At 71.6% G+C, this 23,742-nt stretch carries 22 protein-coding genes; 9 read left to right on the top strand and 13 right to left on the bottom strand.

Annotated elements, in window-relative coordinates:
• Positions 1-5: 5 nt before the first annotated feature.
• From ACF3NS_RS04180 to ACF3NS_RS04160, 5 genes are all read right to left on the bottom strand, one after another.
• Positions 6-719, bottom strand: a complete 714-nt coding sequence (locus ACF3NS_RS04180) for a hypothetical protein (protein WP_154593640.1) — start codon at positions 717-719, stop codon at positions 6-8.
• Complete coding sequence (locus ACF3NS_RS04175; protein ID WP_288799514.1) at positions 712-1,989, bottom strand: glycosyltransferase; 1,278 nt, start codon at positions 1,987-1,989, stop codon at positions 712-714. The genes ACF3NS_RS04180 and ACF3NS_RS04175 overlap by 8 nt, the downstream gene beginning before the upstream one ends.
• 70 nt (positions 1,990-2,059) lie before the next feature.
• A complete protein-coding gene (locus ACF3NS_RS04170; RefSeq protein WP_050347197.1) occupies positions 2,060-2,506 on the bottom strand; it encodes a CoxG family protein in 447 nt (148 codons plus the stop codon).
• A gap of 237 nt (positions 2,507-2,743) precedes the next feature.
• Complete coding sequence (locus tag ACF3NS_RS04165; RefSeq protein WP_392467967.1) at positions 2,744-3,922, bottom strand: NAD(P)/FAD-dependent oxidoreductase; 1,179 nt, start codon at positions 3,920-3,922, stop codon at positions 2,744-2,746.
• An 85-nt stretch (positions 3,923-4,007) separates the two neighbouring features.
• Positions 4,008-5,486 carry a cryptochrome/photolyase family protein gene (locus ACF3NS_RS04160; RefSeq protein WP_154593643.1) on the bottom strand — a complete coding sequence of 493 codons (1,479 nt, stop codon included), beginning with the start codon at positions 5,484-5,486 and terminating at the stop codon, positions 4,008-4,010.
• Positions 5,487-5,649: 163 nt separating this feature from the next.
• Between ACF3NS_RS04160 and ACF3NS_RS04155 the strand changes: the two genes are divergently transcribed.
• Positions 5,650-6,897, top strand: coding sequence for an ATP-binding protein (locus ACF3NS_RS04155; protein ID WP_288799519.1), 1,248 nt, complete (start codon positions 5,650-5,652; stop codon positions 6,895-6,897).
• 12 nt (positions 6,898-6,909) lie between these two features.
• Here the strand turns inward: ACF3NS_RS04155 and ACF3NS_RS04150 are convergent, their stop codons facing one another.
• Positions 6,910-7,800, bottom strand: a complete 891-nt coding sequence (locus ACF3NS_RS04150) for a class I SAM-dependent DNA methyltransferase (RefSeq protein WP_283809794.1) — start codon at positions 7,798-7,800, stop codon at positions 6,910-6,912.
• A 119-nt stretch (positions 7,801-7,919) separates the two neighbouring features.
• Here ACF3NS_RS04150 and ACF3NS_RS04145 point away from each other — a divergent pair, with 119 nt between their 5' ends.
• Complete coding sequence (locus ACF3NS_RS04145) at positions 7,920-9,209, top strand: ISL3 family transposase (protein WP_289032526.1); 1,290 nt, start codon at positions 7,920-7,922, stop codon at positions 9,207-9,209.
• Here ACF3NS_RS04145 and ACF3NS_RS04140 read toward each other — a convergent pair.
• Positions 9,149-11,035 (bottom strand): coiled-coil domain-containing protein, encoded by a 1,887-nt coding sequence (locus ACF3NS_RS04140; protein WP_392467963.1) that lies wholly within the window; start codon positions 11,033-11,035, stop codon positions 9,149-9,151. The two genes, ACF3NS_RS04145 and ACF3NS_RS04140, sit on opposite strands and share 61 nt — an antisense overlap.
• A 595-nt stretch (positions 11,036-11,630) precedes the next feature.
• Entirely contained in the window at positions 11,631-12,851 is a 1,221-nt protein-coding gene (locus tag ACF3NS_RS04135) for an ATP-binding protein (protein WP_311966595.1), read from the bottom strand.
• Between the two features lie 216 nt (positions 12,852-13,067).
• Between ACF3NS_RS04135 and ACF3NS_RS04130 the strand changes: the two genes are divergently transcribed.
• Together ACF3NS_RS04130 and ACF3NS_RS04125 are read left to right on the top strand one after the other, a co-directional pair.
• Positions 13,068-13,739 (top strand): VOC family protein, encoded by a 672-nt coding sequence (locus tag ACF3NS_RS04130; RefSeq protein WP_154593645.1) that lies wholly within the window; start codon positions 13,068-13,070, stop codon positions 13,737-13,739.
• Positions 13,736-14,572, top strand: a complete 837-nt coding sequence (locus ACF3NS_RS04125; protein WP_392467959.1) for a hypothetical protein — start codon at positions 13,736-13,738, stop codon at positions 14,570-14,572. The genes ACF3NS_RS04130 and ACF3NS_RS04125 overlap by 4 nt, the downstream gene beginning before the upstream one ends.
• Before the next feature lie 98 nt (positions 14,573-14,670).
• On the opposite strand, the gene ACF3NS_RS04120 is transcribed toward ACF3NS_RS04125, so the two are convergent.
• The 4 genes from ACF3NS_RS04120 to ACF3NS_RS04105 form a co-directional block, all read right to left on the bottom strand.
• On the bottom strand, positions 14,671-15,018 hold the full coding sequence (locus ACF3NS_RS04120; protein WP_154593646.1) for a rhodanese-like domain-containing protein: 348 nt from the start codon (positions 15,016-15,018) through the stop codon (positions 14,671-14,673).
• A gap of 125 nt (positions 15,019-15,143) precedes the next feature.
• Positions 15,144-16,004 (bottom strand): Fpg/Nei family DNA glycosylase, encoded by an 861-nt coding sequence (locus ACF3NS_RS04115; protein ID WP_154593647.1) that lies wholly within the window; start codon positions 16,002-16,004, stop codon positions 15,144-15,146.
• Between the two features lie 85 nt (positions 16,005-16,089).
• Positions 16,090-17,256 carry an App1 family protein gene (locus ACF3NS_RS04110; protein WP_154593648.1) on the bottom strand — a complete coding sequence of 389 codons (1,167 nt, stop codon included), beginning with the start codon at positions 17,254-17,256 and terminating at the stop codon, positions 16,090-16,092.
• 74 nt (positions 17,257-17,330) lie between these two features.
• Entirely contained in the window at positions 17,331-18,809 is a 1,479-nt protein-coding gene (locus tag ACF3NS_RS04105) for a hypothetical protein (protein ID WP_392469066.1), read from the bottom strand.
• A gap of 178 nt (positions 18,810-18,987) precedes the next feature.
• Here ACF3NS_RS04105 and ACF3NS_RS04100 point away from each other — a divergent pair, with 178 nt between their 5' ends.
• From ACF3NS_RS04100 to ACF3NS_RS04080, 5 genes are all read left to right on the top strand, one after another.
• Positions 18,988-19,602, top strand: coding sequence for a hypothetical protein (locus ACF3NS_RS04100; RefSeq protein ID WP_392467956.1), 615 nt, complete (start codon positions 18,988-18,990; stop codon positions 19,600-19,602).
• Between the two features lie 62 nt (positions 19,603-19,664).
• Positions 19,665-20,282, top strand: coding sequence for a copper chaperone PCu(A)C (locus ACF3NS_RS04095; protein ID WP_392467954.1), 618 nt, complete (start codon positions 19,665-19,667; stop codon positions 20,280-20,282).
• A complete protein-coding gene (locus tag ACF3NS_RS04090) occupies positions 20,282-21,568 on the top strand; it encodes a Dyp-type peroxidase (RefSeq protein WP_392467952.1) in 1,287 nt (428 codons plus the stop codon). Before ACF3NS_RS04095 ends, ACF3NS_RS04090 begins: the two co-directional genes overlap by 1 nt.
• A 37-nt stretch (positions 21,569-21,605) precedes the next feature.
• Complete coding sequence (locus tag ACF3NS_RS04085; protein WP_392467950.1) at positions 21,606-21,776, top strand: hypothetical protein; 171 nt, start codon at positions 21,606-21,608, stop codon at positions 21,774-21,776.
• Between the two features lie 131 nt (positions 21,777-21,907).
• A complete protein-coding gene (locus tag ACF3NS_RS04080) occupies positions 21,908-22,630 on the top strand; it encodes a class I SAM-dependent methyltransferase (protein ID WP_154593653.1) in 723 nt (240 codons plus the stop codon).
• Positions 22,631-22,659: 29 nt separating this feature from the next.
• Here the strand turns inward: ACF3NS_RS04080 and ACF3NS_RS04075 are convergent, their stop codons facing one another.
• Entirely contained in the window at positions 22,660-23,691 is a 1,032-nt protein-coding gene (locus tag ACF3NS_RS04075) for a small ribosomal subunit Rsm22 family protein (RefSeq protein ID WP_392467948.1), read from the bottom strand.
• Positions 23,692-23,742: the final 51 nt, after the last annotated feature.

Below are 23,742 nucleotides of genomic sequence, written 5' to 3'. Positions count from 1 at the left end.
CACTGTCAGTCGGGGGCGGCTCGCTCCCGCCACGGGAGCTGCCACCCCTGGCGTGGGCGCCAGGACAGGAACCTCCAGGCTTCGAGGAGCAGGGCGGTGACGATCGCCACCACTGACACGGCTTCGGCGACCCCCCGGGGGATCACGGCACCCGAGTCCCCGAGGAGGTGGTCCAGGCAGGCCACCAGCGCCACCGCGCCCAGGCTGCGCCGCACGTGCAGGACCCGGCGTCGTCGTGCGCGGCGCGCCACACCCCCGGGCGGCAGGGGGGCGGAGGCCGCCTCCGCCGAGATGAGCACACCTGCCGCGGTCATCGGCAGCGTGAGCACCGCGCCCACCATGTGCACCCCATGGCTGACGTCCGAGGGGACGAGTCCCAGCAGCAGCAGGCCCGCCCCCAGCGAGGTGGTGGCGAAGGTCAACGGGCGCCCCCACACGCGCCGCACGCACCAGGAGGCTGTGGCGACAGCGATGCCAGCGACGACGAGACCAAGGTTGAACGACGCCGCGTGCTGCGAGCACATGCGGTAGCCGTTGCGCACGACGCAGGCGTGCGACCCCAGGTCGCTGATCATGCTGTGGTGCCAGGAGAAGGCGGGCGACGCCGTCAGCAGACCCATCACCCACACGACGGTGAACGTCGCAGTGCCGACCACGATCAGCCAGGCTCCCAGCCTGGCCGTCCCCTGCGGTGCCTCGTCCTGGTCGGGGTCAGGCACGGCCCACCACGTCCTCAAGCCAGCGCACGGCCGCGCCGACGCCGTCCTCCTCGCGGACCCGGTCGCCCAACGCGCGGGCCCGAGCGACCGTGCGTGGGCTCAGCGCCCGCGCAACGAGCCGGGACAGCATCGGGACGGCGACGGCGGGCGCGCGCAGGGCCGCAGACGGCAGGCCGACCGGAGCGACCCCCAGGGCGTGGAGCCGGTGCGCCCAGTAGAACTGGTCCGCCATGTGCGGGACCACCACGGACGGTATGCCCGCTCGACAGACCGCACCGGTGGTCCCTGCCCCGCCGTGGTGAACGGCGAGCGCCATACGTGGCAGCAGGGCGTCATGAGGCTCGGGACCGATCAGCCGCACCGGCGAGCCGGGCGGGGCTGGAGCGGACGGGACCGCCGCGGTTGAGCCCAGCTGCACCACGGCCCTGAGACCGTGCGCCCGACAGATCCCCTCGACCAGGGGCAGCAGCCTGCCCGGCTGCAGCGACGGCATAGAGCCGAACCCCACGAACAACCACGGCGGGCCCGGGTCGTCGAGCAGCCGGCGGGTCTGCGCCGACAGCCCTCCGGCGCGCGGGGTCCACCACCCCGTCACCGTGGCCCTGGCCGCAGGCCCGGCCTGCCCATGCGCCGGCGCGCACACCTCGGCCGGGACCAGGGCCGGGGAGTATGCGTAGAGGGACCCCAGGTCGGTGGTCAGGAATCCCTCGGACCGGGTGGGCATCACGCGCATCCGCCTGCCAGACCGGCGGCGTTCGAACCCCGCGAGGAGCGGCTCGCCACGACGCTGGACCGACCTGGCGGACCGCCGCACCGCCCCCGGCAGCAGCCACGAGTAGGGCAGCAGCGGCATCGGGCCGTCGAGCCTGCTGGGCTCGGGCCAGAGGTGGGCCCGGACCACGGGCACCTGGTGGTCTCGCGCAGCCGCGACCGCCGTCATCGCGAAGGTCGAGGCGACCACCACGTCGGCGCCGTCGAGGGAGTCGGCCGTCGGTCCCCCGGCCGAGAGGAGGTAGTCAGCGAAGAGGGCCCGGGCGCGGTAGAGGCCACGAAGGTCGCCCCGGCGCAGGGAACGCGCCGCCGGCCCCGCCAGCAGGGTCGACGGGTCACTGTCGATGCCGACGAGCTCGACGCCTTGACCCCCTGCGGGCAGCAGCGACCGGTGGGTGACGAGGACCACCTCGTGGCCCGCGGCGAGCAGCCTCTCGGCCAGGGCCACGAACGGCACGACGTCGCCGTGGCTGCCGATCGCGACCAGCACCGCTCGCATGTCTCTCCGATCCCCCGGACACCAAAAGGTGCCGCGCCCCTGCTGGCAGCCTATCGAGCCGCGATGACGCTTAATGCTCCTCGACGCAGGCCAGCCGCCGCAGGAAGGACTGCACCAGCGGGGCTGCGATCCTCGCGCCCAGCGGCCCGGCCAGCGGGAGGGAGGTGCCGTTGACGCTCAGCTCGGTGTCCAGCACGGCACGGGTGGTCCCGGGGGCCACCTCCTGCAGCTGCAGACACATCCGTATGTCGGCCCGCCCCGGTCCCCAGCGCTGGCGACCGGAGGCGCAGATGACTGCCCGGTGCGCGGCCTCGTCCCGCTCCTCGTACCTGCCCGCGCCCGCGAACGTCAGCGTCAGCAGCCCCACCCTGACCGCCACCTCACCGGTGAAGCTCTCGTGCGTCGCCTCGGTGATGGTGCCCCCCGGGAAGGATGCGGCGACGACACGGCAGTCCGTCGCCCGGGCCCAGACGTCCGGCAGCTGGGCGTCCAGGACGGCCTCGTGGTGCAGGTGCACAGGTCTACCTCCGTGGTCGGCCCGGGTCGTGGTCCCGGCCTCCCCCATCATGACCCAGGTGGGCGCGCCCGGGCCGACGGATGTCAGGTGCGGCGCCGACCGGGGTCAGCGATGCGTCCGGAGGGGCGGCCCCACCCCCTCATCGAGAGGCGCCAGATGGGGGTTATCCGGGCGATTTGACCCCCGTATGCCGCCTCTCAACGTCTCGCGCAGGGGGTCGTGGGGCCGAGGAGGTCGCTAGACCCTGCCGTCCAGCAGGGCGTGGAAGTAGATGATGGGCTCGACGTAGCGGTCGAAGAACCACAGGTCGGCCCGGGGCCGCGTCAGGTCCGTCCACGAGACCGTGGGTTGGGGCTGCAGCTGACGGTCGAACTCGATGAGCATGAGCCTGTGTCTGTCGGTGGTGATGGGGATGACGGTGTAGCCGTCGTAGCGCCGCGGCTGTCGGCGGCGGCGGGCGAGCGAGATGTTGGCGGCAAGGACCTCCACCTGGCGGCGCAGCGCCCCTCCGGAGGGTCGGGTGCGAAGGTCAGCGACGTCGCCCAGGCTCCAGAGCGACGGATGGCGCCGGTGGGCCAGGGTCGAGGGGTCCACGTCCACCAGACCCGCGGGGTGGTCGCCCGCGAGCGGAGCAAGCCACCGGGGGGCCCGGTAGGCGGGAACGATGAAGGCGTGCTCGACGTCCTGGATCGTCGTGTCACCACCGTCGCCCGACAGGGTCACGGCGCAGCTGTCGTGCGAGACCGACGTGACCGTGCTGCGTCGATGCACCGTGACGCCGTTGCGGTCGAGCTCCGCCTGCAGAGTGTCCTCGACGAAGGGGATGTCCAGCACGCCCGCGTAGGGCGTGACCAGATGCAGGTCGATGTCGCCGAGCAGGCCCTGCCTGCGCCAGTGAGCGGCGGCCAGGAAGAGCGGCTTCAAGGCCGTGCCGCCGCAGGGCGAGGGCTCCGGCGGGATGGAGAAGACGACCCGGCCCCGCCGCAGCCTGCGGACGGCATACCAGACATCCTCGGCGCGATCGGTCAGGTGGGCGCTCGACGACCAACCGGCCTCCATCGCCTCCGCGAGCCCGGGGGTGGCCGGCAGGTCGGGGTCGAGCCCGGTGGCGACGACGACGTCGTGGTAGCCGATCTGGTCGCCGGAGGCGAGGGTGACCGTCTTGGCGTGGGGATCGATCGCGGTCGCGGTGCCGCGGAGCCAGGTGACGGACCTCGGCAGCACTGACGCTGTCGGTCTGGTGAGGGTGCTCATCCGGGCCTGGCCCCCGGCGACGTAGTTGAGGAGCGGCCGGTAACGGTGCAGCTCGCCTGGGGCGATGACCACGACGTCGCGGCACCCCAGGCGTGAGGCACGCGCCGCCAACGAGATGCCGGCGTTGCCGGCTCCGATGATGACCAGGTCGTGGCGTCTCACGTGGCCTCCGAGTATGGGACGGGACCGACCCTAGGGCCCGTTGCCCGCGCATGTCGAGGTCAGGAGGCGCACGCCGTGGTGGACGTCAGCCGAGCCAGGCCGCCGCGCGCTCCAGGTGAGCCGACTGTCGCGCCTCGTCGAAACCGTCCCAAAGGGCCGGGATGCGGCGCGAGCGATGGTTGGCCTCGAACACCTCACGATGATCACGCACGAATGCCCAGTAGAGACCGTCCCAGTCCTTGCGCCAGTCCCCGGGCGGCAGGTCCGACATCGACGTGAGGTAGTTGCTGCCCGACACATAGGGCTTGGTCGTCATGGCCTCGCCGACGGCGAACTGGCTCATGGCATAGACGTTGGGCACCATCACCCAGTCGTAGGCGTCGACGAACATCTGCATGAACCACTCGTAGGCGTCCGCCGGGTCCGTGCGCAGCAGGCACATCGCGTTGCCGAGCACCATCAGCCGCTCGATGTGGTGGGCGTAGCCGGTGTCCAGGACCCGAGCGACCACCAGGTCCACCGGCAGGAGCCCCGTCCGTGCCGTCCACCAGCCCTCGTCCAGTGGCCTGGTGTGCCGAAGGGTGTTGGCGGTGCGGATCCGCCGACCGTAGAGGTGGTACGTCGCGCGTATGTACTCCCGCCACCCGATGATCTGCCGCACGAAGCCCTCGAGCGAGGCGAGCGGCACGTCCCGGTCGTCCGCGGCGGCCAGCACCGTGTCGAGCACCTCGGAGGGGGTGAGCAGACCGATGTTGAGCATCGGGGTCAGCAACCCGTGGTGCACGAAGGCGTGCCGGCTGGAGATGGCGTCCTCGTAGGGCCCGAACAGGTCGAGCCGCTCGACGACGAAGTCGCGCAGGTGCTGGCGGGCCTCGTCGTGGGACGTCGGCCAACCGAACGTGCGGGGGTCGCCCGGCGCGTCCGGGAACTCCTGCTCGACCCACGTGATCGCTTCCCGCACCTCCGGCGCGTGCTCGGTCACCAGGCGGACCGGCGGCGGGTGGTAGCCCCGGGGCAGCTTCTTGCGGTTGTCGGTGTCGAAGGACCAACGACCTCCGACCGGGGCGCTGCCGTCCACGAGGACGTCGAGGCGGCGCCGCTGCCAGGTGTAGAAGTGCTGCATCCGCGCGGGGTGCTCGGCGAACCAGTCGGTGAGCTCGCGCCGGGTGGTCAGGAAGCCGGGCGTCTCCAGCACGTCCTGCGGCTGCAGCCGGTACCCACCCGCGGCCAGGGCGTCGGTCAGGCCACGGGCGAGCCAGTCGTCGTGCACGTCATACACCTGCACCTGGGACGGGCGCCGATGGCGCACGAGGGCCGCCAGACGATCAGCGGTGGCCGCCTCCGCACGGGAGTCGATCATCTCCACCGTGTGGCCCCGCTCCGTCAGCCGTCGCGCAAAGCGTGCCATCGACGCCCGGTGGAGCACGAGCTTGTGAGCGTGGAAGGCGTACTGCCGCAGCAACAGATCGTCCTCCACCAGGACGAAGGAGGTCCCGCGGGGGGCATCCAGATGCGTCTCGAACAACTGGTGGGGAAGCACGAGGCGTAGCACCGGACCGGTCATGAAGCTCACCTTGTCACGTCGCCACGTCCAACAGCTCGGTATGCCGAGCTCAGCGCCCCCAAGCTGCGGGCACAGGCCGATCCGGCGCCGGATCCTGCACGGAGTAGACTGGGAGACCTGCAAAAGGTAGTCTAGGGCACCTGCAAAAGGTAGCGTAGCGCTCGTGCCCTACCTCTCTCGGACCGTTGACGCAGAACTGGACGAGCTCCTGCCCGGGGTCGCCGCCATCGCCCTGGACGGGCCCAAGGGTGTCGGCAAGACGGGCACGGCGCTCCGCCGCGCCGACGCCAGCTGGCTGCTCGATGACCCTGCACAGCGGGAGGTCGTGGCCGCGGACTTCTCCATGAGCGCGGCGCCACGAGGCACGCTGCTGATCGACGAGTGGCAACAGCTGCCTCAGGTGTGGGACTCGGTGAGACGGCAGGTCGACGCGGGCGCCCCGCCCGGGCGCTTCCTCCTGACCGGGTCAGCGACCCCGGTGGACGCCGCGGGGGCGCACAGCGGCGCAGGCCGGATCGTGTCCCTGCGGATGCGCCCCATGACGCTGCACGAACGCGCCCAGACGCAGCCGACCATCTTCCTCGCAGCGCTGCTGCGCGGGGAAGCCGAGATCGGTGGCACGTCCACCCTCGGTCTCACCGACTATGCGGACGCCATCACCCGCAGCGGGCTGCCCGGCATCATGGGCACCCCACCACGGGTGCGCCGGACTCTCCTCGACTCTTATCTCCGAAGGATCGTGGACCGGGATCTCCCCGACGCGGGGGTCGAGGTCCGCCGTCCCCAGACGCTCCGCCGCTGGTTGACGGCGTATGCCGCGGCCTCGTCCACGACCACCGCCTACTCGCGCCTGCTCGACGCCACCACGGGTGGCGATGGCTCCCAGCCCGCCAAGACGACCACGATCGCCTACCGCGACCATCTGACGCGCCTCTGGCTGCTCGACCCCGTCCCGGGGTGGATCCCGGCCAACAACCCCATCCGGCGGCTGCAGCAGGCGCCGAAGCACCAGCTCGCCGACCCAGCCCTCGCGGCGCGCCTCCTCGGACTGAGCGCATCCGACCTGACCTCCACCACCGGCGTCCATATGGCGGGGCCCCTCTTCGAGTCGCTCGTCACCCTCGACGTCCGCGTCGCCGCTCAGGCCGCCGAGGCTCAGGTCCACCACCTCCGCACCAACGGCGGGGAGCACGAGATCGACCTCATCGTCGAAGGCCCCGCCGGCACGATCCTCGGCATCGAGGTCAAGCTCTCCCCCACGATCACCGACAGCGACGTCCGCCACCTGCACTGGCTACGGGGTCAGCTCCCCGACCGCGTCGTCGACCTGGCCGTCATCACGACGGGCGCCACGGCCTACCGCCGCCGGGACGGGGTCGCCGTCATCCCTCTCGCGCTTCTCGGACCGTGACCCCCAGCGCATTCAGGAGGCCGGCCGCCCCAGTTGCTCCTCCAACGCGGTGGCCACAGCCTCGAGCTCTTGCAGAGCGGCGGTGAGGTCCTCCACGATCTCGCGCGCCAGCACGTCGGGTGAGGGCAGGTTGTCGAGGTCCTCGAGGGACTTGTCACGCAGCCAGGTGATGTCGAGGTTGGCCTTGTCGCGCGCAGTGATCTCGTTGTAGGTGAACGGCTTCCAGCGTTCACCCTCCTCGCGCCCGCTTCGCCTGCCCGGCTTGTATGCCGTGACGAAGTCCTCGAGATCGGCTCGTCGGAGGGGGTTCTGCTTGAGGGTGAAGTGCTTGTTCGTGCGTAGGTCGTAGACCCAAAGACGCTCGGTCCAGGGCTGGCCGGGACGAGCGACCTTCTTGTCGAAGAGCACATTGGCCTTGACGCCCTGGGCGTAGAAGATGCCGGTCGGCAGACGCAGCACCGTGTGCAGGTCGAAGTCAGTGAGAAGCTTCCGGCGGATGACTTCGCCAGCGCCGCCCTCGAAGAGCACGTTGTCCGGCAGCACCACCGCGGCGCGACCGTTGGTGTCCAGGATCGTCATGATGTGCTGGACGAAGTTCAGCTGCTTGTTGCTCGTGGTCGCCACGAAGTCCTGACGCTCGATCTCCCGGTCCTCACGGACCTCGCGTCCGTCTGCGCCGATCATCGTCAAGGACGACTTCTTCCCGAACGGCGGGTTGGACAGGACGACGGACCAACGCCGGCCCGGATCGGCGATGAGCGAGTCACGGACCTGGATGAGCGAGGCGCCGTCGGCCGTGCCCATGCCGTGGAGCAGGAGGTTCATGGCGGCCAACCGGGCTGTGTCGTCGACCAGCTCGAATCCCGCGCAAGGGTCGCACCCAGCAGCGTCAGGGTGTAGCAACCCCTCACGAAGTCTTTGTGGGCTCTCCGACTTTGAGCGGGGTGTCCTGACCTGAGGGGGCTCGTGGCCCCGGTCATGCTGTTGGTCTCTACTCCTTCAGCAGCAACGAGGCCACGAGCATGATCGACAGTACGTCAGTGCTGTTCGGGCTGGAAGACGAGTTCGTCGTCACCAGTCTCGAGCGGCTCAGCAGCAGCGACCTGAGGGTCGTGATCGAGCTGCGGGAGCGGGGGGCGCCCTGCCCGGGGTGTGGTGTCCTCACCGCGCGGGTCAAGGAGCGACCGTTGGTGCGGGTGAAGGACCTTCACGCGTGCGGGCAGGTGGTCGAGCTGTGGTGGCGCAAGCGGCGCCTGACCTGTCCCGAGCCGCTCTGCGGTACGGGTTCGTTCACGCAGCAGTCCGAGGCGATCCCCGCGAGGGCGCGGCTCACCGGCCGGCTCCGCGAGGCGATCGCGACCGAGATCGCGTCGGGGAACCGGGCGGTCGATGAGGTCGCCCGCTCCCATGGGGTGTCGTGGCCGACGGCGCACCGGGCACTGGTGGCCGCGGCAGCCAGGTGGCTACCGACGCCTGAGCCGGTGCGCGTGCTCGGGATCGACGAGACCCGCGCGAGGTCGGTGCGGTGGGTCCTGGCCGACGCCGGCTGGCGGCGCAGCGACCCGTGGCTGACCAGCTTCGTCGACGCCGACACCACCAGCCCCGGCCGGATGCTCGGGTTGACGCCGGGCCGCTCTGGGGCGTGCGTGCGCGACTGGCTCGCCGAGCAGAGCCCCGCGTTCCGCGACGCCATCGAGGTTGTCGTCATCGACACCAGCGCGCCCTACGCCTCCGGCATCCGGGCTGCTCTGCCCGACGCGAAGATCGCGGTCGACAAGTGGCACCTGGTGGCCCTGGCCAACACCGTCGTCACCGAGGTCCGGCAGCGGGTCACCCGTGAACGCTACGGGCGGCGCGGCACCACCGCCGAGAAGGTGTGGGTCAACCGGCACCTGCTCCTGACCGGGTACGAGCACCTCTCCGCCAAGCAGCGGGCCCGGCTCAAGGCGACCTTCGCGGGCGAGGACCCCACCAACGAGATCGGCGCAGCCTGGGGCGTCAAGGAACGCCTGCGACTCCTCCTGGCCGAGTCAGAGGAGCACCGGATCCGGCACCGGCTGTACGAGTTCTATCGGGACGCCGCGAGAGCGGACATGCCCGAGACCACCCGGCTCGCCACCACGATCGAGACCTGGTGGCCGGCCATCCACGTCGCGTTGACGATGGACGTCACCAACGCCCGCACCGAAGGCTTCAACCGGATCATCAAGAACACCAAGCGCGTCGCCTGCGGCTTCCGCAACCTGGACAACTACCAGCGCCGGATACTCTCAACCATCGCGCTCACCCGAGCACGACGAGACGCAGCATGACCCGGCCCGCCCCGCGGAAAGTCGAAGAGCCTCTTTGTGTTTGTCAGGTGGGGTCCGATATATCCAACCACCACGTAACCGTGGTCGACGGTGCAGTCGAGCAGGTAGAGCCGCGGCGAGATCATACCCTTTTGCTGGATGCGATAGTGAGCTTGCATGAATACCCTGGGGCTTCCGGTTACCTCAGGTGGCACGGGCAGCGTGCGCTCCCTCTTGGCCTTCGTGTTGTTGGCCACCCACTCGGACTCGACAGGGACGAACTTGCCGGGCGCTGCGGCCGAAGGGATGGAGACTCCCGGGGGAGGGCTCGATAGATAGGTGTGCAAACTCCCCCTATGGGTCCGGGAGCACACCAAGTCGGCATAATGTTGCAGCGTGTCACAGATGTCGGAAACGCGAGCCGCCCAGGTACCGACGTCATCGTGGGCCTGAAGGCCCAGTGTCGTCTTGTGGTCGCCGGTATATATCACGCGGGGCCACCGCTGCTTGTCTTGGAAGCACTCAAGGAGCGCAGCCATGCTGTCTGGGGCCTGGGCCGCGCTTGCCCGTACCACGGCGGAGTCAACGGTCGCCCGTTGCTCCGGAGCGACCTGCTGTCGCAGCACGGCCATGCGGGCATCTGTCTCACGCAGCTCGTCCTGTGTGACGGCATGATCCAGCTTCTCGTCCTCGAGGAGAGTGCGGACCTCAACCAATTCGTCTTGGGCCTGCTCAAGATCTCCTTGGAGGTCGTTGATGCGGGCAAGGGCGGCCCTCTGAGGTGCATCCTGTGCAGCTGCGGAACGAGCGACTCCAACCAGGGCGGCGACGCGCGCTAGGGCGTCGTCCGGGGACAGAGCGACCTCGCCCAAGATTGTCGTCAACCGTGCGGTAAATGTGTCGAGAGCCGCGGGGCTGACCGGCGACGGCGCCGGCAGGTCAAGCGGGGGCACGACAGGCGCAGGCGCAAGCGCCTCGGAGAAGAGCCGGTTCTCTTCACGGTCCAGCAGACGCTCGAGTCGTTGCGCCTCACGAGGGAGCGGTCGCTCGACCGCGGCGCGCAGCGCGCCCTCCCAGACGAGTCTCTGCAGGAGGCCGTCGCTCAAGGAGACCATGGCCCCCACGGAGAGAACCCGGTGGCGACGGGCGTCGACTGCATCTGATAGGTCGACAGCGGGCAGATAGGTGCGTAATGACCCTTCGCCGATCCCATATCTCGAACCGACAGCTTCGCGGAAGAGTGGAGCCGTCCCAGGCGTCAGCACATAGGCGGCAGCCATACCGGTCGTATCGCTGAGCACCGAAGCGACGTGGTCCCGCCACTTTTCCGGATCAACACCGCTGACGTGAGCAGCCACGAACACCGGCACATGGCGGTTTGGGTCGACGAGGGCCTTGATCAGGTCGTCGACCTCGTCCTCACTGGCGACGATGCGGGGGACGGGGCCCAGCGCGGCGGGGCCGTCCGTGGCCTGAACCTCACTGAGAATGTTTCGGGCGAGCCTGGGGACCGCAACCATTTTGAGCCGCGGACCATGTGGACCGCGCTCTTGGTGCGACGCGGGGGCCTCCACGTCTAGCCACAGGAGCGACGTGTGCCCGCCAGCAGCGTGAGTCAGTCGTGTCGTCCACCGCACGCCGCCGGGCTTGGTCTCCTCCAGGCGATAGCGCCGGGCGTGCAGGCCCTCCCCCCGAGGGTGGTGCTCGACGACAACGAGGCGGGTGTCCCGGCCGACCTTGTGCTCGCCGGGCTCCAGGTTTCGAAAGTCGAGCTTCTTGTGGCGCAGCCACTCCTCCACGACCTCCCGCGCTAGGACCTCGACGGGGCGCTCCCCGTGGATGGTCATCAGTGCGCGATATCCGAGCGGCATGATGGTTCTCCTGCGTGGTGGGTGGTTTAGTAAGGCGGTAAGGAGGCTCCTTTCTACCCGATTATTTCGCTGTCGGTGGCGAGCATGGTGGACGGCGCCTCACAATTAAGGCGTCGTGGATGACACCGGCAAGTCGGGGCCCACGGGTCTCCGGACCGCGCTGGTGAATGAAAGTCCGCCAGGGCTCACCACTGCCGACAATGGCAGATGGACGCTCGCCAAACCTGCCTTTTGTGGACTGTTGCTGGCGCGGTCTTGGTCGGCCCGGTGGGCATAGACCGTACGACGGGCTTCACCCCTCAGGGCGGTCGCAGCCCCCGGCGCGGCCGTCCATGGCGATCGCCCTAGCCCAGGCCTCATAGCGGCGTGCCGACGGTGGTGAGTTTCGGAGTATTACACGGTCCGGTTCGGGCGTGGTCGGGACCGATCCAGGCCCGGCCGTTTCATCGCAACCTGCCCCCACTGGGTGATAGCAGGACCTGCACTCCAACGTCGCCGCTGCGCCCTCATTTTGAGGGTCGACTCACAGGACGGTTCTCGCGGCTCGCGGACAGAAGTGGCCGCCTGACAGCTACTCGTCGCCGGCGTGTGCCCTCAGGTAGCGGCCGAAGTGGGGAACGGTGAACGCGATCCGCCCGCGCTCCCCCGAGTAGATCAACCCCTTCTTCATCAAGGCGTCCCGCGCCGGCGACAGGGACTGCGGCTTACGGCCGAGCAGCGACGCGACGGCCGACGTGGCCACGGACTCGGTCTCGTCCAACGGCCGCCCGGCCTCCGCCTCGGCCAGCGCCGCGTCCGCCATGGCCCGCAAATACTCCCGCTCGGCCGGCGTGGCCCGCTCGTACCGCGACCCGAAGAAGCCCACCGCCAGCTCCTCCTCCGCCGCCGGCGCCGCCACGCGCACGTCCTCGGCGGTGATCGGGGAGGCCGGGGCCGCGTCCCACGCCACCGCGCCATACGCCTGGATGAAGTAGGGGTACCCACCGGTCACGGCATACATCTCCGCCAACGCGTCCTCCGCGAAGGCCGCACCCTCCGACTCGGCCGGCGACTGCAGCGCCTGATCGGCCGCCCCGCGCGCCAGTCGGTCGATCCGGTTGTAGCGAAACAGCCTCTCGCTGTAAGACTTCGAGGCCGACAGCACGGCGGGCAGGTGGGGCAGCCCGGCACCGACCACGATCAGCGGCGACCCCTGCTGGGACAGCTCATGGCAGGCCGCACACAGCGCCGACACGTCCTCGGCGTGCAGGTCCTGCATCTCGTCGATGAAGACCGCGATCCCCCGCCCCACGTCCGCCGCGAGACCCGCACAGTCCGTGAAGAGCTCGACGAGATCGATCTCGATGTCGCCCGAATCGGCCCGCCCTGTAACGGCGGCCACGTCGATGCCCGGGTTCCACCGGTCGCGGATCTTGGCCTTGGGATCCACGTCCCGCTGCGCGAAGGCCTTGATCACGCCGAGGACCTGGTCGACGTCGTCGCCCTGCGGGTGCCCCAGCTCGCGCACGGCCGTGTGCAGGGCAGACGCGAGCGGGCGGCGCAGGCGCTGGTCGGGCCGCGCCTCGAGCTTGCCCGTCCCCCAGTGAGCCCGGACCGCCGCCGAGCGAAGGGCATTGAGCAGCACCGTCTTTCCGACGCCCCGCAGGCCGGTCAGCACGATCGACCGCTCCGGACGACCCCGCGCCACCCGCTCCAGCACGACGTCGAAGGCCTTCAGCTGCTCGTCGCGCCCCGCCAGCTCGGGCGGTCGCTGGCCGGCACCAGGGGCATAGGGGTTCTTGATCGGGTCCACGCTCGCACCCTATGCGGCCATCTAGCGGCGACCCGAGATCTCGGCATACACGACCAGCGTGTCGCGGCCCGGCGACGATCGTCTCGGATGCCGGAGCCTACTTCTGGGCCTAGATACCGCCATACGGCCTGATGAACGGCACGACGACGCGCCCCGACCGACCCACGGGTCGTCGAGCAACCGCCCAGCCTGGTCCCGAAAAGGTAGGTTCGAGGCATGGCTCTCGCACGCTACGTGGACCTCACCATCGACGCCGCCGACACGGCGACGCTGGCGATGTTCTGGTCCCGCGCGCTGGGCCTGCGGATGGAGGGCGATGACGAGAACGGCTTCCGGCTCGTCGGCGACGACGAGACCGACACGGTCTGGATCCGCCCCCGCCGGGCCTCCCGCCAAGAGCGACGCCGCGTTCACCTCGACATCTACGCCGCCAACATCGACGACCTCGTCGCCGCAGGCGGCACCCTCGTCGACCAGGGCAGCTATCCCTGGGACCTCGCCCTGGACCCCGAGCAGCGCGAGCTCGGCGTCATCGTCCGCCCCAGCGACAAGCGCCGCATGTACCAAGTCGTCGTCGACTCCCCCGACCCCGAGGCGAACGCCGCCTGGTGGGGGCGCGTCCTCGACACCAAGGTGCACCAGGTCCCCGAGGACCCTGATGCCGCCTTCATCGAGCCGGTGCCGGGCGCGCCGTTCGAGTCCATCGTCTTCGCCCGCGAGACCGAGCCCAAGACGGTCTTCAACTCCATGCGCTTCGCGGTGTCCGCGCAGACACCCGACGTGCTGCTCCTCCTCGGCGCCTCGTTGTGCGAGGAGGAGTGCCCCGATCCACGACGGACGTACCTCCGCGATCCGTTCGGCAACGAATTCACCTGGGTGGCACCATGACTCTGCAGACCGGCACGCACCAGTTCACCGGCCGGATCCTCGGCCTCGGCTTCGACGAGGGCACTCGCATCGTCGTCGGGCGCTGGACCCGATCGCCCTACGGCGACTTCACCGACGTGATGGTCGAGCGCCGCGACGGACACCGCATCCTCCTCGCCCCCACGCAGGAGATCGCCGACACGGTGGCGGCGCTCTACACCTTCGACGAGGTGCAGGTCGTGCCCGTCGAGGCGGCGACGCGCGGCCGCGTGCTCACCCTCACGGCCGGCCCGCTCGGGCTGTCCGCGACGATCGGCGAGCGCACCGCGATCGGCAAGGCGCTGAGCATGGTGCCGAGCGCTCTCAGCAGCCGCGCGTGGTGGACCCGCGTCACCGACCCCATCGCGCAGGCCCTGCTGCGCGGGGTCAGCACCCGCGGCACCACCGCCAACGGCCTGCCTGCCACGTATGGCGCCACCGACGTCCACGCCGTCACGGACGCCACCGCCACGTGGGACGGATCCGACCTGGGCGCGCTCGTGCCCGTCTCCCCGCCCGTGCGCTTCGGCTTCGGGTCGACGCCGCCCGAGCCGAGCCTCACCGCCCTGACCACGACCATCGAGGTGCCCGAGCCCGACCCGCTGACCGGCGTCATCGACTGCTGGGGCGTGGGCGCGCTCCGCGACAGGCAGGCCCGCGACGCGGCGGCGGCCGGTCGCGGATCGGCCGCCCGCGACCAGGACGAGCAGGCGGCGGATTCGCAGGAAGCGCGGGCAGCACGGGCCGAGGGCGCCGAGGGCCAGCTGCCCACGCCGCTCACCGACGCCAAGCGTGAGGGCGACCTCCCCCGCTGACCTGCCTCGGCCGAGATGCCGCTCGTATGACGATGCCGCCCGCTAGCGCTGTCTAGGCCATGCGCTAGCGGGCGGCATACGACGTCATCGTCGACTGGTCACATCACGTCGGGGTCACCGCCCTGCTCGGAGACCAGGGCACGTCCCGCGGCCTTCCACCCGAGCATGCCGTCGGTGACGTTGGCTGCGTCCCAACCGTTCTGATTGAGCCAGGCGGTCGCGCGCGAGGCCCGGCCACCGCCGCGGCAGGTCACCGGGAGCACGTCCACCTCGGGGAGCTCGCCCCGCCGCTCGACCAGCTCGTCGAGCGGGATGTGGATCGCGCCCGGCGCGTGGCCGAGGTCCCACTCGTCCTGGTTGCGGACGTCGAGGATGACCGCGTCGTCGTCGAGCTCGTCACGACTGATCTGGGGCACGTCGGGCTGGGCGTCTGCGGGGATCGTCATGAGTCAACTCTGCCACCGGCCCGGCCCCGCCCGCCATACGTCCCGCGGCCGCCGAGCGCGCCCGCAGCCGACCCAAGCTGAGCCCCCAGCTCACAAGAGGTCGCCGGGGCCCGGCGTGTGGGCGGCTACTTGAGGAACTTCGAGGTGCGGCGGTCCGCGAGGGGCTTGCCGCCGGTCTGGCAGGTGGCGCAGTACTGCAAAGACGAGTCCGCGAAGGACACCTCACGCACCGTGTCGCCGCACTCGGGGCAGGGCTCGCCGGTGCGCCCGTGCACCCGCATCCCCGCGCGCTTGGCGTCCTTGAGCTCGGCGGCGGGCTTGCCGGACGCGGCGATCACCGCGGACGCGAGGGTCTCGCGCAGCGCCTCGTAGAGCGTGGCGACCTGGCCCTCCCCGAGCGCCGCAGCCTTGGCGAACGGCGACAGGCGCGCGACGTGCAGGATCTCGTCGCTGTAGGCGTTGCCGATCCCCGCGATGACGGACTGGTCGCGCAGGACGCCCTTGATCTGGGCGTTGCGGGCGCCGAGCAGCGCGGCGAAGGCCTCCAGCGTGAACGCCTCGGCGAGGGGGTCCGGGCCGAGCCGGGCGATCCCCGGCACCTCGGCGGGGTCGGCGACGATGTATGCCGCCAGGCTCTTGCGGGTCCCCGCCTCGGTCAGGTCGAAACCGCCACCGGACGCCAGGCGGACCCGCACGGCGACAGGAGACTTGTTGGGGCGCAGCACGGTACGCGGCATCTCGTCATACCACCGGAGCCAGCCGGCCTTGGCGAGGTGAAAGACCAGGTGGAGCCCGTCGCAGTCGATGTCGACGAACTTGCCGCGCCGCGCGACCCCGGACACCAGGAGGCCGTCGAAGGCCTGCGGGGCGGGGGCATAGGTCTTGAGCACGGAGAAGGACCCGAGCTCGACGGCGGTGATGGCGTCGTCGACGACCCGCTCGGCGAGGAAGTCGACGAGCGCCTGGACCTCGGGCAGCTCGGGCATGGGCTCATCCTGCCCCAGCCTCGCCGGGCCGACAACGGCTGTCGGCCCGGCGAGGACGGGCGCGTATGACGCAGGGCCGCAACGGTCAGAGCGGGTTCTGGTCGTCCCGCCCGGGCTGCGCGGCGAGCGCCTCGGCGTGGGCGGCCGACTCCTCGACGTCGGGGTGATGGTGCGCCCCGCCGTCGACTTGGTGGAACGCCGAGCGCAGCCGCCGCGCGAGGTCGTAGCCGTCGGGCGCGCGGTAGACGGGCGTCGTCGCGTTGATCCGCTCGATGGGCTGCAGCTCCTCGTTGGACACGGGCAGACCGTGCGACAGCACCTGCTCGGCGGGCGTCAGCTCACGGATCGCGATCAGCTCCACCACGTCCGGGTGGTCCTCCGCGAAGTCGGAGTAGAGCTTGGGGTCGTGCTGGCCGTCGTCCCCGACGAGCAGCCAATGGATGTCCGGGAAGTCCTGCCACAGCCGGCGCAGGTTGGTGCGCTTGTGCTCCTGCCCGGACCGGAACCACCCGGTGTTGGTGGGGCCCCAGTCGGTGAGCAGCAACGGCCCGCGCGGGAACCCGTGGCGGGCGAGGAACTGCGTGAGCGTCTGGAAGGTGTTCCACGCGCCGGTGGACAGGTAGATCACGGGGGCGCCAGGGTAACGCTCCTGCAGCTCGCGGTAGAGCGGCGCCATGCCGGGCACCGCGCGGCGGGTGTTGGAGTGGACGACGAAGGTGTTCCACGCGGCGATCATGGCGCGCGGCAGCATCGTGGAGATGACGGTGTCGTCGATGTCGGAGACGATGCCGTACCTCGTCTCGGGGCCGATGACCAGGACGGGCGCGTCGGCGGGGTCGGAGTCGGGCGACTGGATGGTGGCGGTGTGCCAGCCTGCGTCGAGGCCGGGCTGCTCGACCCACACGTCGACATAGCCGCCGCGGTCGGTGCGGCCCTCGACGGTCTTGTCACCCAGGCGGATCGTCACCGGGGCATTGGCGGCGGGCGGTGGGGTCGCGAAGGACCGCCAGCCCCGGTCGCGCTCCTCGCCGCGCAGGTCACGCACCGCGTCGTCGCGCCTCGGGCTCTCCTGCGTGGACTCGTCGCCGGGACGGGCCATCTTGATGCGGCCGAGCACGCGCACCCGCTCGGGCGTGCCGTAGCCGGTGTGACCGATGGCCTGGGTGCGCCAGCCACGCTCGCGCAGGATGCCGGTGATCCGGCGGTGCCAGGCGTCCTCGAGCAGGGACGCGGTGTGGGGTCGTGAAGCCATGCCCAGACCCTATGCGGCCGCTCCGGCGCGCGGGGGCGATGCCGCGAAGCTGCCTGCCGCACCCCGACCCCGGGTCACTGCCGCGCGCCTCCGAGACCGAGCAGCGCCGCGATCCCCAGGGCGCTGCGCGGGTCGTAGGCCACCCGCCACAGGCCGCCGTGGGCCGCCGCCCGCGCCTCGGCCTGCCACGGCAGCAGCTCGCCCTGCGCCGCGGTGCCGTTCCCCGCAGTGCGGCCGCTTCGACGCAGGTCGTCGACCAGCAGCGCGGCCATGAGCGTGTTGCTCGTCGCCGGCTCGAACACCTCGATGCCGAAGAAGTGGGCGCCGGCATACGCCGCGGCCAGGGCGCGGTTCTTGGTGACGGAGCGGGTGCGGGTGGGCGGGGCGACGTTCATGGACACGACGCGTCCGTCGTGGGCGGCCACGGACGCGCGCCACCGGTGGACCCGCTTGGCGAGCAGGTAGTTGGGCCCCTGCTGCTCGACGATGCTGTCGGAGATCGCGACGTGCTCGCCGGGCGCGTACTGCCGCCGCAGCAGCCGGCCACCGCTCGCAACACGCAGCGGCGTGCGCACGTAGCGGCCCAGCGTGCGCTCGCCGTAGTTGCGGGTGGCCTGCTCCACCGCGTCGGCCGGCACTACGAAGGCGTCCGTGGGGGTCGCGAGGAACGCGAGCGCCAGGTCGTCGTGGCGCCCCGCGAGGTGGGTGGTCAGGGCATCGACCGCAGTCGTGACGCGGACGTTGGTGGCGCCGTCGGCATACACGTAGTTGCCGAGCACGAGCCGGCCCTCGAGCCCGTCCAGCCAGCGCGCGACGGCCCCCAGGTCGTGCAGGAGGTCGGCTCCCGCGCGCTCGGCCAGCCGCGCGTCGCTCGCCTCGGGGTCGGGAGTCGGTATGACGAGCCGCCCGGCGCCTTCGCGGGCCGCCGTCAGGACGCGGCGCCACAGGTCAGGGCGGGGCAGGTCGATGCCCACGACCTCGCCGCCCCAGCGCAGGATCGAGCGCAGCGGGCCCATCTCGGCGCCGGCCCCGAGCACGACGACGCGCTGGTCGCGCAGGTCGAGCCACTCCGGGTGGTCCAGGACGCGCTCGACGGCCAGCTGCACGCCGGGCTCCACGACGCCGTCGCGCACCCACTGGTCCAGGCGGCTGCGCAGCTCGTCGCCGCGCAGCCGCCGCCCGCGGTAGGGGAGGGTCAGCTCGCGCTCCGGCTCGGCCGTCCCCTCGACGGTGGCGGCGTGCAGCGGGGTGCCCACCTCGTCCAGGCCCGCCTGCAGCGGCTGGTCGACGCCGCTCGCGCCGACCCACCGCATGTGGTCGTGCAGCGCGCCCAGCCCCTGCCGCGCCACGGTCAGCGCGGCGTCGCGGTCCTCCATCCCCACCTCGACGAGGCGGCGGAAGTGCACGGCGTACTCCTTGCGCCAGGCCGTCTCGCGACGCGCCGCGGACGAACCGACCGGGTCCACGCCGTCGAGGGCGCGGGCGACGACCTCACGGCCCACGGCGCTGGTGCTGCGGCGCCCGTCGGCCTGGGGAAAGACGACTCCGGTCATGTCGGCCACGAGGTGCTCCTTGGGGTGGGGAGGCGGTGCTCGTGCAGCCAACCACAGCCCTGCAGCGGGCGCGACGGCCGATCGTGTCGTATGCCTCTCTCTGCGTCTGTGACTAGACGGCCGTAGAGGGGGCCAGAGGCTGGGGCGCGGACACCGGAGCCAGACCTAGACTGGCGGCATGATCACGCCGGACGGGGGACGACTGCGCCTGCTGCGCGCGGGCACCCTCGCCGTGGTCATGCTGGCCCTGGCCGCGCTCGCCCACCTGCTGGGCGCAGGCGCGCTGCCCGGGCCCGGCGTCCTGGCCGTCCTGCTCGGGCTCGTGCTCGCGACCTGCCTGACCGCGAGCGCCCGACGCCTCGGCGCCGGGTCGATCGGCGCGATCCTCGGCGGCGGGCAGCTGGCGCTGCACGGGGCGTTCACGGTGCTGGGGACGACCGGCGCCGACCCCGAGTCGCTCGGGCACGTGGTCGGCAGCGGGCACCACGCCGTCCTGGTCACCCACGCGTGGCCTGCCCACGCCGCGGCCGGCGGCCACGGGCACCTGTCGCTGACGATGCTCCTCGCGCACATCCTGGCCACCGTCGTCACGGCTGCCGTGCTGGCGCGCGGCGAGCGCGCCCTGTGGCTGCTCGCGAGCTGGCTGGCGCCCGTCATACGGCTGCTGCTGGATCGTCCGGCCCACTGGGCACGCCCGCCGGCCATCTCCGTCGCCGTCTCGCGCCTGCGGTCGGCCGAGCTCGTCCTCGCGGCCCCGCGCCGTGGTCCTCCGCTGGTCGTCTGCGCCCGCTGACCTCGCGTCAGCCCCACCTGCCCAGACCTCACGACACCAGTCAGACCACTAGGACCACACCCATGCCCAAGCGCATCGCGCTGCCCTGCGCCGTCGTCTCGTTCGCCCTCGCCACCGCCGCGTGCGGCTCGGGAGCCTCGACGACGGCCGGAAGCTCCACCACCGCCACCACCAGCACCAGCACCAGCCCTGCTGCGACCGCCACGACGTCGGTCAACCACCGCTCCCTCACGGTCAAGGACCCCTGGGTCAAGGCCGTCAAGGGCGGCATGACCGGGCTCTTTGCGACGCTCGTCAACGAGACCGACCAGCCCGTCACGGTCGTCGCCGCCGAGAGCGACGTCGCCGCCACCGTGCAGCTCCACGTCACCGACAAGGACGCCTCCGGCGCGATGGTGATGAAGGAGACCCAGGAAGGGTTCACCGTCCCGCCGCACGGCACGTTCGAGCTCCGGCCCGGCGGCAACCACGTCATGCTCATGGGCCTGCGGCGACCCATCCTCTCCGGCACCGAGACGGTCGTGACCCTGCAGGACGCGAACGGTGGCCACGTCCACGTCCACGCTCCCGCGCGGGAGTTCAACGGGGCCAAGGAGACCTACGGCGGGATGTCGATGATGCCCAACGGCACGCCCTCCGCGCCTGCGTCCTCGGCATCCGCGACGTCCCACGCGCACTGATGCCCGTCGACCAGCACAGCGTCGACCAGCGCGGGGTGGACCGGCGCGACGTCCTGGTCGGCGGCCTCTCGGCGCTCGGCGGCCTGGCCGCCGGCGCCGCCGGTGGGGTGGGGGTGGCGCGATCCGGCGCTGCCCCCGCCCCGGCGGGTGCCGGCCCTGGTGCCGGCTCGGGCTCCGAGGCGGACCACGCGACCACGGTGGAGCTGGCGGGGTCGCAGCGGCGGCCCTTCCACGGCGAGCACCAGCCCGGGATCATGGACGCGCCGCAGGCGCACGGCGTGTGGGTGGCCATGGACCTCGTGCCCGGCGCCGACGTCACGGCGTTGCAGCGGCTCATGCGGATCTGGACGCAGGACATCGCCCAGCTCATGGCCGGTCGGGCGCCGTATGCCGACTTCGAGCCCGAGCTGACCGCGACCACCGCCTCGCTGACGGTGACGGTCGGGATCGGCCCGCGGGTGCTGGGGCTGCGCGGCGTGACGGCGACGCGTCCGACGTGGCTGGAGCCGCTGCCGGCGTTCCCGCAGATCGACCGGCTCGACCCGCGCTGGTCGGGCGGTGACGTGCTGCTGCAGATCTGCGCCGACTCCCCGATCACCGTCTCGCACGCCCAGTGGGTCCTCACCAAGGAGGCCCGCACCATCGCCACCGTCCGCTGGGTGCAGCGGGGCTTCCGGCAGGGCCACGCGGTGACGCGGCCCGGCGAGACGATGCGCAACCTCTTCGGCCAGGTCGACGGGACCGTCAACCCGGTGCCGGGCCGGGACGACGCGGTGGTGTGGTGCGGCCCGTCCGCGCCGCGCTGGCTGCAGGGCGGGACGACGATGGTGCTGCGCCGCATCGCCATGGACCTCGAGACGTGGGAGGAGGCCGACCCGCTCACCCGCGACACCTCCCTCGGCCGCCGCCAGCGGGACGGCTCGCCCCTGACCGGCCGGGCCGAGACCGACGCCCCGGACGTGGCCGCAACGGATCGCCTCGGGCTGCCGGTGATCGACGAGTTCTCGCACGTGCGACGGTCGATGCCCCACGAGAAGGGGCTGACCGACCGCTTCCTGCGGCGTCCGTACAGCTACGACGACCCGCCCGACCCCGGTCGGCTGACCAACGCCGGGCTGCTGTTCGTCGCCTACCAGGCGGAGCTCGAGCAGTACCTCTCGGTGCAGCGGCGGCTCGCCGAGGCGGACCTGCTCAACACCTGGACCACCCCGGTCGGGTCGGCGGTCTTCGCCATACCGCGGGGGTGTCGTGAGGGTGAGGTGCTGGCCCAGGACCTGTGGGCGTGAGCGCCCGTGCCCCGGTGGCGCGCCGTAGCCTGGCGTCATGAGCAACGACGCGACGCGCGACGAGCAGACCGAGACGGACGCTGACCAGACCGACGGTGGACCCACGGCGCTGGAGCAGGAGGACGACCTCGGCGACGTCCCCGCCGCCGCCGGCGGCCAGGACACGTTCGAGCCGGCGCAGGGCGAGGGCGAGCAGAGCTCCTACTGACGCGATGCCCCGCTCGCCGCCCACCATCGAAAGGCGACACATGGGGGTCATGACGGCGCTACAACCCCCATTTGTCGCCTTTCGACGACAGGGGTCGGGGGCTGTCGCAGGGGCCCGCTAGCGTGCCAGCCATGACGACGGCCAGGGACGACGAGGTCGCCAGACGCGACGCCACCGCAGAGCTCCGGCAGGCCCATGACGTGCTGGCCGGGCTGTATGCCGAGCGCCTGGCGGGGCTGCTCGACCAGATGCCGCTCGAGCGCGGGATCCTCGCGGCGTTCTGCGATCTCGTGCGCGCCGCCGCGACCGGGCGCGCGGTCGAGACTCCCACCGTCGGCGACCTCGGATGTGGGACAGGCAGGTTGGCGGCATACGTGATGAGCCACGGGATCGCGGTGCGCGGGCTGGACCTCTCCCCCGAGATGGTGCGCGTGGCACGACGGGAGCAGCCCGGGCTGGACGTGCAGGTGGGCGACGTGCGGGCGCTGCCATTCGGGGACGGCGAGCTGGACGGGGCCATCTGCTGGTACTCGCTGATGTACCTGCCGCCGCAGGACCGACCGGGGGCCTTCGCGGAGCTGGCTCGCGTGGTGCGGCCGGGCGGCTACGTGACGACGGCGTGGAAGGTCGGCGACGACAGCGCTCGGCGCGGCGGCGTGTCCCTCGGCCTGGGCATCGGGTTCGACATCTGGTGGATGTCGCAGGACGAGCTGACGGGGAGGTTCGAGGAAGCGGGGTTCGAGGTGGCGTTCTGGGGCGGGCGGCCTGCAGACCCGGACGAGCAGCAGCCGCAGGGCTATCTCATCGTCCGGCGTAGCGTCCACCAGCGGAGTATTGCGGAGAGACGAGATTGACCTAGCGCCTCTGATCGGCACCCAGGGCGTCAGTGCTGCAGGGCGTCGCCCCAGTCGAGCTTGCGGGCCTCCTTGTAGGCCGCCCCCTGACGCTTGGAGACGAGGCGCTGCGCGGCAGTCCCGTCCGCCTGGCACAGCGGCAGCCCCACGAGGCCCTTGCGGATCATCGGGTGGCGGATCACGCGGCCGGCATACGGCTCGACGGGGAGGCGGGTGGCGAGGACATAGCTGAACTTCTCGTCCTCGGAGGACAGCTCGGCGCCCTTGACGGCCCGGTGCAGGGCAGAGCGCTCGACCCGGGCGGGCAGGTGGCACCAGTCGTCGCCCGCCAGCGGGCACGGGCCCTGGTGCGGGCAGGGCGCGGCCACGCGAAACCCGGCCCCCACCAGCACCTCTCGCGCCCCGAGCACGCGCCGATAGCCGGCCGGCGTCCCAGGCTCCACCACCAGCACGGTGCTCGCCACCGACATGGCGGTGGCCACGGCCTCGTGCCGCAGCGCGTCCGGCAGCTCGCCGACGACATACGACAGGACGGCCAGATCGGCGGGGCCGCCCTGCTCACCGGCGAGGTCGGACGGCAGGGCGCTGCGACCGAGCGTCCAGGGGTGCCAGCGCGACTCACGCAGAGCGGCGACCTTCGACGCCGTCGCCAGCCCCGCGCCCAAGGCCCTGGCCGGCTCCGACTGCTCGAGCACGTCGACCTGCTCCAGCTCCGGCGCCCACGCCGCCACGGCCCACCCCGCCGCGCCCGTGCCCCCACCCAGGTCCACGAGACGGCGTACCCGCAGCGACGGCACCGCATCAGCCGCCTGCTCGAGCACCGCGCTCAGCGCCGCGACGGTCGCGGGCATGCGGTAGGCGGCATATGCGGCCACGGTCACCGGGTCGTCGAGGATCACCGACGCCGGGACGGAGCCCGAGCGATAGGCCTCGATCAGCCTCGCCACCCGCCCCGCGAGCGCCTCCACGCGATGGCCCGCCAGCGCCTCGGCGAGCACGTCACGCAGCTCGTCCACCACCGCCCGGGGGTCGTGGTCCGGGCGCGCGAGGTCGTTCGGCATACGCACCAGTGTGAGCCATCCCGACCGCTCGCCGAGCTGGCCAACCGGTCG

The organism is Arsenicicoccus cauae, from assembly GCF_043162025.1.
Classification (GTDB): Bacteria; Actinomycetota; Actinomycetes; order Actinomycetales; family Dermatophilaceae; genus Arsenicicoccus; species Arsenicicoccus cauae.
Note: the sequence above shows the minus strand (reverse complement) of the source record. Positions and strands in the feature narration are given on the sequence as shown.

Bases quoted from the DNA above. Each gene is read 5' to 3' on its own strand.
- ACF3NS_RS04175 (WP_288799514.1), bottom strand. From the start codon at position 1,989: ATGCGAGCGGTGCTGGTCGCGATCGGCAGCCACGGCGACGTCGTGCCG.
- ACF3NS_RS04160 (WP_154593643.1), bottom strand. From the start codon at position 5,486: ATGACCGGTCCGGTGCTACGCCTCGTGCTTCCCCACCAGTTGTTCGAG.
- ACF3NS_RS04145 (WP_289032526.1), top strand. From the start codon at position 7,920: ATGATCGACAGTACGTCAGTGCTGTTCGGGCTGGAAGACGAGTTCGTC.
- ACF3NS_RS04140 (WP_392467963.1), bottom strand. From the start codon at position 11,035: ATGACCATCCACGGGGAGCGCCCCGTCGAGGTCCTAGCGCGGGAGGTC.
- ACF3NS_RS04130 (WP_154593645.1), top strand. From the start codon at position 13,068: ATGGCTCTCGCACGCTACGTGGACCTCACCATCGACGCCGCCGACACG.
- ACF3NS_RS04125 (WP_392467959.1), top strand. From the start codon at position 13,736: ATGACTCTGCAGACCGGCACGCACCAGTTCACCGGCCGGATCCTCGGC.
- ACF3NS_RS04120 (WP_154593646.1), bottom strand. From the start codon at position 15,018: ATGACGATCCCCGCAGACGCCCAGCCCGACGTGCCCCAGATCAGTCGT.
- ACF3NS_RS04115 (WP_154593647.1), bottom strand. From the start codon at position 16,004: ATGCCCGAGCTGCCCGAGGTCCAGGCGCTCGTCGACTTCCTCGCCGAG.
- ACF3NS_RS04110 (WP_154593648.1), bottom strand. From the start codon at position 17,256: ATGGCTTCACGACCCCACACCGCGTCCCTGCTCGAGGACGCCTGGCAC.
- ACF3NS_RS04105 (WP_392469066.1), bottom strand. From the start codon at position 18,809: ATGACCGGAGTCGTCTTTCCCCAGGCCGACGGGCGCCGCAGCACCAGC.
- ACF3NS_RS04100 (WP_392467956.1), top strand. From the start codon at position 18,988: ATGATCACGCCGGACGGGGGACGACTGCGCCTGCTGCGCGCGGGCACC.
- ACF3NS_RS04095 (WP_392467954.1), top strand. From the start codon at position 19,665: ATGCCCAAGCGCATCGCGCTGCCCTGCGCCGTCGTCTCGTTCGCCCTC.
- ACF3NS_RS04090 (WP_392467952.1), top strand. From the start codon at position 20,282: ATGCCCGTCGACCAGCACAGCGTCGACCAGCGCGGGGTGGACCGGCGC.
- ACF3NS_RS04085 (WP_392467950.1), top strand. From the start codon at position 21,606: ATGAGCAACGACGCGACGCGCGACGAGCAGACCGAGACGGACGCTGAC.
- ACF3NS_RS04080 (WP_154593653.1), top strand. From the start codon at position 21,908: ATGACGACGGCCAGGGACGACGAGGTCGCCAGACGCGACGCCACCGCA.
- ACF3NS_RS04075 (WP_392467948.1), bottom strand. From the start codon at position 23,691: ATGCCGAACGACCTCGCGCGCCCGGACCACGACCCCCGGGCGGTGGTG.